The following is a 12,357-nucleotide window of genomic DNA, read 5'->3' on the forward strand; positions in this document are numbered from 1 at the left end:
GGAAAGGAGTGCCAGATTTGTCTTTAATAGTTATGAAGTTTGGAGGAAGTTCTGTAGGTAGTGCAGAACGTATTAAAAAGGTTGCCGAGCGGATTATAGAGAAAAAACAAAAAGGTCATCAGTGTGTTGTTGTCGTATCTGCAATGGGTGACACTACAGATGAACTAGTAGATTTATGCTATCAATTGACTGATCATCCACCTGCACGTGAAATGGATATGTTGTTATCCACAGGTGAACAAATCTCTATGTCATTGTTGTCTATGTCCATTCAACATATGGGTTATTCAGCAATTTCATTAACAGGTTGGCAAAGTGGAATGACAACAGATTGTAATCATGGAAATGCCAAAATAGTGAATATAAAACCGAACAGGATCCATAAAGCGGTAGAGGAAGAAAAGATTGTTATCGTTGCTGGATTCCAAGGATTATCTGAAGAGAGTGAAATTTCAACACTTGGAAGAGGCGGTTCAGATACAACGGCAGTCGCTTTAGCAGCTGCAATAAATGCAGACCATTGTGAGATTTATACAGACGTAGATGGAGTTTATTCTACTGATCCTCGTATTGTAAGAGTTGCTCAAAAGCTTGATGAAATTTCTTATGAAGAAATGTTAGAATTAGCGCAACTCGGAGCAGCAGTTCTACATCCAAGAGCTGTTGAATACGCTAAAAATTATAATGTGCCTTTAGTTGTACGCTCAAGTTTTAGTCATAATGAAGGAACATTGGTTAAGGAGGGTAACGCTGTGGAAAAAAGTATGGTCGTTCGTGGTATTGCATATGACAAGAATGTTGCTAGAATCAGTGTGTTGGAAGTTGAAGATATTCCTGGTATATTAGCGACTGTATTTGGCGCTCTAGCAGATGCGGATATTGATGTAGATATTATTGTACAGAGTGGAGTTCGAAATGGTGCGGCTGATTTTTCATTCAGTATTGCAAATACAGACGTGGAAAAAGCAATGATCGTAATGGAAGAATTGAGATCTACAGTTACGTTTAAAGAAGTAACTTCTGAAACTGACCTAGTGAAAGTATCCATTGTTGGAGCTGGGATGGTGAGTAATCCAGGGGTTGCTGCTAAAATGTTCAGAGTGATCTCTCAACAAGAAGTAAGCATTAAACTTGTTAGTACTTCTGAGATAAAAACCTCTTGTGTAATTGATCGCGATAAATTAACAGAAGTGATTTTAGCACTACATACTGCATATGGCTTAGATGCAAATCAAAAAGCATTTGTGGGTGGACCTAAAGAACGAAGATAGATTTAACACCCCAAAAAGTGAAGTGAAGCTATGTAGCGTAATCCTATTACTTTTCGGGGGCCCCGGCATCCAATCATTAAAAAAATTTAGTTGAAGATGTCAAATAAATAGTTAGTCAATTTAATCAATAAAGCGGTAATACCAGCAGCCATCAATGGTCCTACCGGTATTCCTTTTAAAAATATGATTCCAAAAATAGAACCGATAACTAGACCCACAATCATTTGTGGGTCTAGTTTCAATAGTTCCAAACCCTTACCATTCATATGAGTGGCGATGGCTCCGCCAATTAGAGCAATGATTCCAGGCCATGAGGTAAATACGGCTAAAATATCTTTATATGTAATTTTATTGTTTGCAAAAGGAACTAAAACAGCCATCGTTAAAAATAACAAACCAAATTCCAACCCTCTTCTTTCTATGGTTGGAAGATATCTTTCTAAACTAATCAATTTAATAATTAACAACAAGCAGGCAGCGATCGTGATGATATGGGACCTACCAATTAAACCAATTAAAATGAGAATCACTAAAAGAACATCACCGTTCATAACTATAATAACCCCTATTCACTGGTCTTAAATTTATATTAGTGTATGAACAGCTTGTTTCCTTTAGAACACATCACATAGCCACCATAATGTTGTCACGTAAAATTGGAACAACTGAATATTCATTTTGTTTTGTGCAAAAAATTACATCTTCTGTGAATCCCATCTTACATAATTTTTTCCCATTACTACACTGTAAAATGGTTTGCTGTAATTCATTTTTAGCTTGTAAAAAGCCTAAATACATCGCCTTACTGAAGTCATTTAGATATATTTCTTCTTCTTGTAGTTGGCTGAGTTCATTAATGATCAGACCTGCACACAGACCATCCTCTAATGAAAATTGATCTTGAGTTCCTGCACATAACATAACGATATCTCTTTTTAAATGAAAGGCTTTCTTTGCACAATTAGATGCATTTAATATCGTTCCTGCAATGACATGAGCTGCTTTATGTGATTTTTGAATCGCACGAGTACCGTTTGATGTGGTCATTATAATTCGTTTTCCTTGTATTTCATGATTTAAAAACTCCAGGGGGGAATTACCCAAATCAAATCCAGAGATCTTTTTGCAATACCGCTCACCACTAAGTAAATCATTTTTAGTCTCAAAACTTTTAGCTTCGTTTACCGTTTCTACTGGAATGATTCCATCACTTCCACATTCAAGTGCTGTAACAATAGAGCTAGTAGCTCTTAGAACATCAATCACAATCACTGTTTTATTTATAAAGTTATCTGATCTTGCTTCGTTTACATTTGGAACAACCTCAATGTGCATTATTTATCACCTCCAAATTGTTCTGCAATGTAGAGTTCAACGATCTCTATTTATGTGCTAGATGAAAAGTGTCTGATCGTAAACCTCTACGGATAGACTCAAGAGCAAAAACTTCCCCAGGTGAAATATTTCCTAAGTTGACCTTTGGGCCTAAGTTGTTAATAAAAAGGATCTGTTGAGATTTTAAAGGAGCTTCCCACATCATTTTTTCTGGATAAGAGACACTGTTCATGATTTGAAAAACATCATCCTTATTGCATTCTCCATGCTCGTCAAAAATCCCTACTTCTACACCGGATTCTCTTCCTTCTATCGTGACTAAACTCGCTCCTTTTTCTAAATCTTGATGGACTGTTTGAATAAGTTCATTAAAGTTAAGTTTCATTCCTTTCTTTTTTTTGCCAAATTCCGTAAATACATTTAACCCTTCTTCAAGTCCGAACTTTATCAAATCATCTCTAAATTGTCGACTTAATTCTATGGTTCCATCTGAAACTTCAATTCCATTAAATCCTAAAGATTTTATCATTTTAAAATATGAGTTAACACAATTTTGACTAATGGCAACTTCTAAAAATGTTCCCCCAGGAGTGATGGTAATATTATGTTTTTTTGCTAGTCCAATTTTGTTTTCTAAAACTTGTTTGGGGTACAAAGGAGAGGTTCCAAATCCAAGTTTAATAATATCTATATATTCAGAAGCGGTATTTAAAAAATCTTCAAAAGCAAATAAACCCATTCCTTTATCAATCACCATGGTGATTCCGGTATTTCTTGGTTTATGTGTTCGTTCACCTATGGGATCCATTAGTTTCTTTTCCCAATCAATTTCTGAGACGATACGCATGTCAATTCTCCTCACCGTATATAAATGTATGTGACCTGTGAGCAATATATGCAAAAATCAATAGTGATGTGCCCACTTTGAATTTTCAGTGTTCGAACTTTATTGATCTAAAATTAAAAGACAAGCATATAAATGTAGTACAAGCTTTAATATGGTAGTGTTTGACCTTATTCGTTCCACTTGCACAGCCCGCAAAAGTCACTCATAAGGCCAAATCACTACCATATTATTGATGGGGTTGGATGATAGGGGGAGCAAGGCATTGAATAAGTTTGTATTCAGTATGGTTGTATTACGGTTATTATCTGGAAGCATAGAGATTGTTGCAGCATTCATTATGTTCCGACTAAATCAAGTAGAAAAAGCATTGATGGTAAATACAGGTCTTGCATTGGTGGGACCTATTATTTTGATTACAACAACCTCGATTGGACTTCTTGGCATTGCTGATAGGTTATCGGTAAGTAAGTTATGCTGGATCTTCATTGGCGTAAGTTGCATTTTTATTGGCATTGTTAAAAAGTAAAGATAACTTGTCATAATTAGCGTGTCCCAGCATACATATGTTGTAAAGTTATGGACAACTTGGAGGGCGAAGTGACGATGATACAATCCATTATTAATATGCTGCCTGACACCTTACGGAATATCATAAATCGATTACCTAATTCAATTTTTCAAAATATAGAAGAGATTCGCATTAGAGAGAATCGACCATTAGAAATAGGATATTCTGGTTCGTATAACTTTATATCGAGTCAAGGGAGAATGTTGAACACATCGAAGCAGGCTTATTTGCCCACACATCAGGATATTTTAAGACTTTTAGATGTCGTAACGAATCATTCCATGTATACGATTGAAGAAGAGTTAAAAAGAGGATACATCACTGTAAAAGGGGGACATCGGATAGGATTGTCTGGACGTACGGTTTTGGAACAAGGTTTTGTGAAACAAATTCGTGATGTCAGCAGCTTTAATATCCGAATTGCTAGAGAAGTGATTGGAGCAGGCAAGCAAGTACTCCCGTTTATTATGGATGTTCAAAGGAAAACCGTTCACCATACCTTAATCATATCACCTCCTCAATTAGGAAAAACAACTCTTTTAAGGGATTTATCCCGAATGATCAGTTACGGGAGCTGGGGTAATCAAGTTCCAGGGAAGGGTTTAAAGGTAGGGATTGTAGATGAACGTTCAGAAATTGCAGCTTGTTACAAAGGAGTTCCTTATTTTGATGTGGGTCCAAGAACGGATGTTTTAGACAGCTGTCCTAAAGCAGAGGGCATGATGATGTTAATTAGATCGATGTCGCCAGAAGTTCTTATTGTTGATGAGATTGGAAGAGAGGAAGATGTGAAGGCCGTTCATGAGGCAGTTCACGCGGGCATACGAGTCATAACAACATCTCATGCATTAAACTTGGAAGATATAAAAAACAGACCTGTTTTAAAGCATCTTTGTGCACAAGGTATATTCTCAAGATATGTAGTGTTAAGCAGAAGACGTGGAATAGGAACAGTAGAGGCTATCTTAGATCATCATGGGAATCAGCTGAACCACAAAACAATAGAAAAAGTGAGAGGTTAGTATGTTAAATCTCATTGGGGCAATGTTTATTATCTTTTCAGGTACGATGATTGGCTTTTATCAAGCGAATCAATATATAAATCGTCCTAGGCAAATTCGTCAGATGATTCATGCACTTCAGCGTTTAGAAACTGAAATCCATTATGGTTATACTCCGCTGCCAGATGCATTAGAGAAAATTTCAAAGGTCATTTCAGGTCCTATAGGATTTATATTTTATGAAATTAAGAAACAATTAACTGACAACATAGGCACTACGGTAATGATCGCTTGGCAGGAAAGTTTTCAAAATTACTGGAAAAAAACATCCTATAAAAATGCAGAGAAAGAAATGATTTTGCAAGTAGGTTCAACACTAGGCATTTCAGATAGGGAGGATCAAATTAAACATTTACGTCTAGCAATCAGTCAACTTCAAAGCGAAGAAGAAATGGCGAAGGAAGAGCAGAATAGATATGCAAAAATGTGGCGCAGCTTAGGGATGTTAATTGGAGTATTAGTCGTCATTATCATGCTTTAGGATGTGAATTAGATGAATGTAGATATTAATATGATCTTTCAAATTGCAGGTATCGGAATCATTATTTCTATGATTCATACGGTTCTAAAACAGATGGGTAAAGAAGATATAGCACATTGGACGACATTGATTGGTTTTATAATCGTTTTGTTCATGGTCATTAGACTCCTAGATGATTTATTTCAAGAAATTAAAACGATTTTTCTTTTTCAGTAGGTGAATGCTTTGGAAATCATACAAATTGTAGGACTTGGGATTATAGCAACCATTCTCACGCTTGTCATCAAAGAGCAAAAACCACTGTTTGCTTTTCTATTAACGGTATTTACAGGTGTTATTATTTTTCTTTTTTTAATAGGAAAGATCTCTTCTATCATTCAATTACTGGAAAAGTTAGCTGATCAATCAAATATAGATATGGTATTTTTAAAAACCATTTTGAAGATCATTGGGATAGCTTACATAGCAGAATTTGGATCACAAATTGTGAGAGATGCTGGTCATGAATCTATTGCTTCAAAGATTGAGCTAGCAGGAAAAATTCTCATTTTATATATGGCGATCCCCATTATTACCGTCATTATCGAAACGGTTATAAAGTTATTACCTGCTTGATTTGGGAGATGAAAAAATGGCCCGCATTATCGGATTCAGTCTTTTGGTTATAAGTTTCATTTTAATAGGAGGAGCTGTTATATATGCTGATTCTCCAACAGATATCATTATTAAAGAAACAACTGAAAACTTAAATACAGATCAAGTAGAACAATATTGGGAAAATCTGCTTAAAGAGTATGGAGGTTATTTTCCGGGAAATAATCCGAGTTTAATGGATATGATTCTACCAGGTGGAGAAGGTTTTAGTCTTTCACAAGTATTTATGGGGTTAATTAAGTATTTTTTACATGAAATTTTATACAATGGGAAGTTGTTAGTTACGATTGTCATCTTAGCGGTGTTTAGCATGATTCTAGAAACATTGCAAAGCGCTTTTGAAAGAAATTCGGTAAGTAAAGTAGCTTATGCAATTTCATATATTGTACTTATTATTATTGTTATCAATAGCTTTAGTGTGGCAATTGGTTATGCAAAAATGGCGATAGAAAATATGATTCACTTTATGATTGCCATGATTCCACTATTATTAACGTTGTTAGTTTCGATGGGGAGCTTTGCAACAGCTTCAATTATGCACCCATTGATCATTTTTATGATTCAAACAACAGGCACATTGATTTATACCGTCGTATTTCCTTTATTGTTCTTTTCCGCGGTACTGCATATTGTGAGCTCAATATCAGATAAATACAGTGTGAGTCAATTAGCAGATTTACTACGAAATATCAGTATTGGGATTTTTGGAGCATTAGTAACAGTCTTTTTAGGTGTAATTTCCGTGCAAGGAGCAACGAGTGCAGTAAGTGACGGGGTAACGATTCGCACAGCTAAATATGTCACAAGTAATTTTGTTCCTGTCATTGGAAGAATGTTTTCAGATGCGTCTGATACAGTCATTGGAGCTTCGTTACTTGTGAAAAATGCAATTGGTTTATTTGGGGTTGTCATACTCATTTTTTTATGTGTGTTTCCAGCCATTAAGATTTTAACATTGGCTTTAATATATAACTTATCCGCAGCGATCATGCAGCCGTTGGGAGATAGCCCAATTGTCAAATGTCTTTTCACCATCGGTAAAAGTATGATTTATGTATTTGCTGCTCTTGCAGCTGTAGGTTTGATGTTTTTCTTAGCTATTACGATCATTATAACTGCTGGAAATGTTTCAGTCATGATGAGGTAACGAAGGAAGGGAAGTAGATTGCTGCAATGGTTGAGTAGTTGGTTAAGAGAAATTATACTCGTTATACTTCTTGCAAGTTTTGTAGATTTGATTTTACCGAGTAATAAAATGCAGCGATATGTAAAAGTGGTGATTAGCCTTTTCATTCTCATGACGATTCTTTCTCCTATCGTTTCATTATTGAAGGTGGAATGGGATTTTGATCAATTGAACAACCAGTTTCAACTTGACGAGGTAAGTACAAACGACTATGGATCAATGTCAGAAATTTTACAAGATGGGGAGAAATTAAAGGATCAAAATGAACATGAAACCGCAAAGTTAATTCAAACAAAAATGGAGGATATGATCTACAAGCAATTAGAAGAGCAAATGTCGGTAGCTGTTCAAAGTGTATCTGTGAAGGTTTCGTTTGAAGAGAGTAATGAACCGAAGGTGGATGAAATGGTTATCGTTTTACAATCACAAATGAAACCAGATCAAACAATGGAAGTAACAGAAGTACAACCCATAGAACAAGTAGAACCTGTAGTGATTGATATTCATTTAGAAGCAGATGATGCAATTGAAGTCGATGCAGATGAAGAGCAAAAGGAAATAACTGAAGAAATGAAACAAACCGAAAATGAAATTACAACCTTTTTAATTAGTAAGTGGGACATTTCTTCAGATCAAATAAATGTAAAATATGAACCAACAATGGATGAAATTTAAAGGAGGTGGATTTAACTTTGGGAAAATTGCTAGGAATCATCGAAAAATGGGTAGGAGGTGAAAAAGGGGGGAAGAAACGAATACAAACCTTTAGATGGCTGCTCATCATTGGTTTAATTGGTGTGATGTTAATGATAATGAACTCATTTATTAACGTAGATAGTATAGATAGTTCTCAAAGTGATCGTGCCTCTCCTGAGAGTGCTAGTTTACCCGTTTTGGGAGAAGAAAAATCAAAATTACCATTTGATGAGTATGAAGAACAGTATGAAATGCGATTAAAAGAAATTCTCGAAAAAATCGTTGGTGTTGGAAATGTGGATGTGATGATCACTATTGAATCAACAGAAGAAAATATCGTGTTTGAAAATAGAAAAGATTCACAACAAGTTACGACTGAAAAAGATACAAATGGCGCTACAAGACATATTTCGGATGTATCTAGAAGTGGTGAAATTGTACTCTTTGAGATTGAAGGTAATCAAACACCTATCTATGTAAAGAAAATCAAACCAGAGATTCGAGGAGTGATTATAGTAGCAAATGGTGCTGAGAATTTAACGGTGAAGGAAATGATATTTGATTCCGTTCGAAAGGGATTGGAAGTACCGGGTCACCGTATCCAAATTAATCCTAGAAAACAGTCAGGGTAAAAGAACCCCAAAAAGTGAAGAAGTGCGAATGGAGCGTTATCCTAATACTTTCCGGGGACCCCATAGCCAAAAAAAATTAAAAACACCCCAAAAAGTGAAGAAGCTAAAATACGGGGTTTTATATAGAAGAGATATGAATAAATTTTAAATAAAATTAGGAGGTCTAACAATGAGATCAAGAAGACAAACAATATGGCTTGTTTCTATGTTAAGTATTATGGTGGTGTTATCAGGTTATTATTTATTTTCAGAAGATGTAAATGAAGTGGATACGTTAAATGAGTCCGTAATTAATGACATCAATGAGGGTGAATCTGAAATTGGGATGGATTCAACAAATGTTACAGAAAATGTTGACGTTGATTCACTAGAATGGTTAGACGAAGTAGCGTCAGAAGAGTGGATTAACGAGGAAACCGTTGTAAAAACAGATGAAGAGGTTCTACAACAAATTCAGACAGAAGGATTAGGAGAAGATTACTATACTGCTGCTAAAATGCAAAGGTTGGAAGAGATGGGAAAAGAAATGGAAACCTTATTGGCGGTAGTTGCTACCTCTGAAAATACTGAAACCTATACAAAAGCTTATGATGATATCCAAACCATGGAGGACAAAGGGACAAAGGTTGATTATATAGAAGAGCAATTAATGCAAACTTATCCGGAAGCAATGGTGACTGAGAAGGATAATCAATGGAAAGTAGAAATACAAACAAGTAAGATAGAAAAAAGTGAAGCCGTCTCTATTATAGATTTAGTAGTAAGTGAATTAGAGGTAAAACCTGGTCAAGTAACAGTTACAGTTAGACCATAGGGATAGTGAAAAGATAACCCCCACTTACCAAACACTAGTTTGGTAAGTGGGGGTTTTTTCACTTTATGTAAAAGTTTAGACGAATTTCCTAAAAATCTAGCTTCTCTTCCATATATTTTCATAATCATTTTTTATGATGAATATGATGTTATGATGAAAATGATAGTTGAGAATTTAATAGAAGGAGGATTACAATGAAGTCAATTAAAGGTTATCGTTTATGTTTTTCAGTGATTTTAATGTTTTGTTTAGTTGCAACACCGCTTATTACACCAGTATCTTCAATTGTTGAAGCAAATTCAGAGGTGCAAAAGAAGGAAACAGAAGGCCCACTTATGTTCAGAATTGATAATGTATCTACAAAAGAACAACGAACTGAAATTGCTAGAACTGGTGTTGTGATTGAAGAAATTGGTGAAAATTATGTCATTGTTATCGCACACCCTACAGAAGTTAAAGATTTAAAGAAATTAAATTTCTCAGTAACTGAACAAATGACTAATGATCAATTGCAAGCTTTGGATTTCCCTAATTCAGATAGTGGCTATCACAATTATCAAGAGATGGTAGATGAAATTGATCAAGCTACAATAGATCACCCAAATATTCTTGAGAAATTTAGTATTGGTCAATCATATGAAGGCAGGGATATATGGGCTGTCAAAATTAGTGATAATCCATCTGCAGATGAAGATGAAGCAGAAGTTTTATATACTGGTCTTCATCATGCCCGTGAACACTTAACCGTTGAAATGACATTGTATTTAATGAATCTATTCACTGACGAGTATGGTACGAATTCAGAGATTACTAACTTAGTAGATAATAGAGAGATTTTCCTTGTATTTAACTTAAATCCAGATGGTGGAGAATATGATGTAAGAAATGGAAGCTATGACTTTTGGCGCAAAAATCGCCAAGTTAATAGTGGTTCTAGTTATGTAGGTACAGATTTGAATCGAAATTATGGATACAATTGGGGATGTTGTGGAGGATCAAGCGGTAGTACTAGTAGTGATACATACCGTGGAAGTAGTCCTTTTTCAGCTCCAGAAACAAATGCATTGAGAAACTTTGTTGATAGTAGAATGATTGATGGTAAAATGCAAATTACAACAGCAGTAAGTTTCCATACGTATGGAGAATTAATTTTATATCCATATGGTTACACTTATACGGATGTACCGAGTGATATGACACAGGACGATCATGATGTTATGGTAACGTTAGCCAATCAGATGGCGAATATGAATGGCTATACTCCTCAACAATCTAGTGATTTATATATTACGGATGGTGATATGACAGATTGGACCTATGGAGAACACAAAATCATGTCATTTACGTATGAAATGTATCCTACATCTTCCAATCCAGGATTTTATCCTCCAGATGAAATTATTCAAAGAGAAACTGAACGAAACCGTGATCCTATACTATACTTAACTGATAAAGCGGATTGTCCATATGATGTTATTGGTAAAGCTGCACAATATTGTGGAGGAGACGGTGGAGGAGAGACAGAAATCGTATTTGAAGATGATTTTGAAACGGATAAAGGTTGGACTTCAGATCCAAATGGAACAGATACAGCCACAACAGGTATGTGGGAAAGAGCAAATCCTGAAACCACAAGTTATAGCGGAACAAAACAGCAAGGAACAACAACAAGTGGAAGTTATGATCTTGTAACTGGAGGAAGTGCAGGAAGTTCTGTAGGTGCGAATGATATCGATAGTGGTGATACTACTATTGTTTCACCTGTCATCACATTACCTACAGATGGAAATTTATCCGTATCGTTCTCTTACTATTTTAGCCATTATTCAAATGCCTCCAGTGCAGATTATTTCAGATTAAGTGTAATACAAGGTGGATCTGTGGATACAATATTTGAAGACCTAGGGGCAGGGGTTGATCAAGATGCAAACTGGTCTTTCCAATCCGTTGATTTGTCTTCCTATGCAGGTCAAACAATTCAACTCCAATTTGAAGCAGCAGATGCAAGTAGTGGAAGCCTTGTTGAAGCGGGAGTAGACGATGTGAAAATAGAAAAAGAAGTAGTTACATCAGATTTAACTATAGATTAGATTTACGAATAAAAAGCTGTTTGCCTTTTTCTTAGGTGAACAGCTTTTTTGTTTATGATACAACTTTTTGTTATTATGATATACTCAACTAGATTTGAATTACTCATAAGCTTTCCTTAGTAGGAAAAAAGCACTTAAAGAAGTGAAATATGGATGAATTCATATATTTGCAACAATTATTCTAGTTTATTATGAAAAGAACAATATAGTTTGGAGAAGATACAAATGAATGAAATGGATCAAAGTTTTCCTCTTACAATTACGATGATTATGATCTTTTTAGGGGTAGTAGTAGCTGTGAAAGCTTATCCTAAAATTAAAGGTTTTATATTTGTGTACTTATTATTTACAAGTTTTATTTTATATACTTCTGTTAGATATTTATTTTTTCAATTTCAAATTTTGCAAAATGTTAATGTCTTGGAATTTATTGTTGATCTAATCTTTATTTTTCTAGTAGTGGTTATAGTCATATCCATTATTAGATTAAAGAGGTATACACCTACAATCATTATACTTTATGAATCAATTTTAATCTTATATGTATTATATGAATGGTTGAATTCTAGATTTGAATTACTAAATTTAATAGAATTTTTACTTAGTGTTTTGATAAGTGGATTTTGGATTATCTATTTCTTAAGATCTAAGAAAGTAAGAGAGGTCTTTGTAAATTAATTCTAATTGTTTCACATTTTGTCCTCATATTTCATAAAAATATA

The 12,357-nt window shown here is 34.8% G+C and carries 15 protein-coding genes; 12 read left to right on the forward strand and 3 right to left on the reverse strand.

Translation table 11 applies throughout. From position 1 onward, the window contains the following. Positions 1 to 17: 17 nt before the first annotated feature. Positions 18 to 1,271: an aspartate kinase gene (locus EPK97_RS05230; protein ID WP_162035563.1), complete on the forward strand. Its 1,254-nt coding sequence runs from the start codon at positions 18 to 20 to the stop codon at positions 1,269 to 1,271. Positions 1,272 to 1,357: 86 nt separating this feature from the next. Here the strand turns inward: EPK97_RS05230 and EPK97_RS05235 are convergent, their stop codons facing one another. The 3 genes from EPK97_RS05235 to comA all read right to left on the reverse strand — a co-directional run bounded on the left by EPK97_RS05235 (position 1,358) and on the right by comA (position 3,453). Beyond that, positions 1,358 to 1,822: a DUF441 domain-containing protein gene (locus tag EPK97_RS05235; RefSeq protein ID WP_162035564.1), complete on the reverse strand. Its 465-nt coding sequence runs from the start codon at positions 1,820 to 1,822 to the stop codon at positions 1,358 to 1,360. 73 nt (positions 1,823 to 1,895) lie between these two features. Then, entirely contained in the window at positions 1,896 to 2,606 is a 711-nt protein-coding gene (comB, locus tag EPK97_RS05240; protein WP_162035565.1) for a 2-phosphosulfolactate phosphatase, read from the reverse strand. 46 nt (positions 2,607 to 2,652) lie between these two features. After that, complete coding sequence (comA, locus tag EPK97_RS05245) at positions 2,653 to 3,453, reverse strand: phosphosulfolactate synthase (protein ID WP_162035566.1); 801 nt, start codon at positions 3,451 to 3,453, stop codon at positions 2,653 to 2,655. A 232-nt stretch (positions 3,454 to 3,685) separates the two neighbouring features. On the opposite strand from comA, the gene EPK97_RS05250 reads away from it, so the two are divergent. The 11 genes from EPK97_RS05250 (at position 3,686) to EPK97_RS05300 (ending at position 12,313) form a co-directional block, all read left to right on the forward strand. Then, positions 3,686 to 3,979, forward strand: a complete 294-nt coding sequence (locus tag EPK97_RS05250) for a YqhV family protein (RefSeq protein WP_162035925.1) — start codon at positions 3,686 to 3,688, stop codon at positions 3,977 to 3,979. A 77-nt stretch (positions 3,980 to 4,056) separates the two neighbouring features. Beyond that, positions 4,057 to 5,043 carry a stage III sporulation protein AA gene (gene spoIIIAA, locus EPK97_RS05255; protein WP_162035567.1) on the forward strand — a complete coding sequence of 329 codons (987 nt, stop codon included), beginning with the start codon at positions 4,057 to 4,059 and terminating at the stop codon, positions 5,041 to 5,043. A gap of 1 nt (position 5,044) precedes the next feature. Continuing rightward, positions 5,045 to 5,563, forward strand: a complete 519-nt coding sequence (gene spoIIIAB, locus EPK97_RS05260) for a stage III sporulation protein SpoIIIAB (protein ID WP_162035568.1) — start codon at positions 5,045 to 5,047, stop codon at positions 5,561 to 5,563. Between the two features lie 12 nt (positions 5,564 to 5,575). Next, positions 5,576 to 5,779: a stage III sporulation protein AC gene (gene spoIIIAC / locus EPK97_RS05265; protein WP_160643633.1), complete on the forward strand. Its 204-nt coding sequence runs from the start codon at positions 5,576 to 5,578 to the stop codon at positions 5,777 to 5,779. A 9-nt stretch (positions 5,780 to 5,788) separates the two neighbouring features. After that, the gene (spoIIIAD, locus tag EPK97_RS05270) at positions 5,789 to 6,178 is read left to right on the forward strand and encodes a stage III sporulation protein AD (protein ID WP_162035569.1); all 390 of its coding nucleotides are present in this window, start codon (positions 5,789 to 5,791) and stop codon (positions 6,176 to 6,178) included. A gap of 16 nt (positions 6,179 to 6,194) precedes the next feature. After that, positions 6,195 to 7,364: a stage III sporulation protein AE gene (gene spoIIIAE / locus EPK97_RS05275; protein ID WP_162035570.1), complete on the forward strand. Its 1,170-nt coding sequence runs from the start codon at positions 6,195 to 6,197 to the stop codon at positions 7,362 to 7,364. An 18-nt stretch (positions 7,365 to 7,382) separates the two neighbouring features. Further along, positions 7,383 to 8,078, forward strand: a complete 696-nt coding sequence (spoIIIAF, locus tag EPK97_RS05280; RefSeq protein WP_162035571.1) for a stage III sporulation protein AF — start codon at positions 7,383 to 7,385, stop codon at positions 8,076 to 8,078. A 17-nt stretch (positions 8,079 to 8,095) separates the two neighbouring features. Continuing rightward, positions 8,096 to 8,731 (forward strand): stage III sporulation protein AG, encoded by a 636-nt coding sequence (spoIIIAG, locus tag EPK97_RS05285; RefSeq protein WP_170295462.1) that lies wholly within the window; start codon positions 8,096 to 8,098, stop codon positions 8,729 to 8,731. A gap of 169 nt (positions 8,732 to 8,900) precedes the next feature. Next, positions 8,901 to 9,545, forward strand: coding sequence for a SpoIIIAH-like family protein (locus EPK97_RS05290; RefSeq protein WP_162035572.1), 645 nt, complete (start codon positions 8,901 to 8,903; stop codon positions 9,543 to 9,545). Positions 9,546 to 9,739: 194 nt separating this feature from the next. Beyond that, the gene (locus EPK97_RS05295; protein WP_205690230.1) at positions 9,740 to 11,635 is read left to right on the forward strand and encodes a M14 family metallopeptidase; all 1,896 of its coding nucleotides are present in this window, start codon (positions 9,740 to 9,742) and stop codon (positions 11,633 to 11,635) included. Between the two features lie 225 nt (positions 11,636 to 11,860). Beyond that, the gene (locus EPK97_RS05300) at positions 11,861 to 12,313 is read left to right on the forward strand and encodes a DUF2569 family protein (RefSeq protein ID WP_162035573.1); all 453 of its coding nucleotides are present in this window, start codon (positions 11,861 to 11,863) and stop codon (positions 12,311 to 12,313) included. Positions 12,314 to 12,357: the final 44 nt, after the last annotated feature.

Source organism: Chengkuizengella sediminis (assembly GCF_010078385.1).
In the GTDB taxonomy this organism is placed as follows: domain Bacteria; phylum Bacillota; class Bacilli; order Paenibacillales; family KCTC-33759; genus Chengkuizengella; species Chengkuizengella sediminis.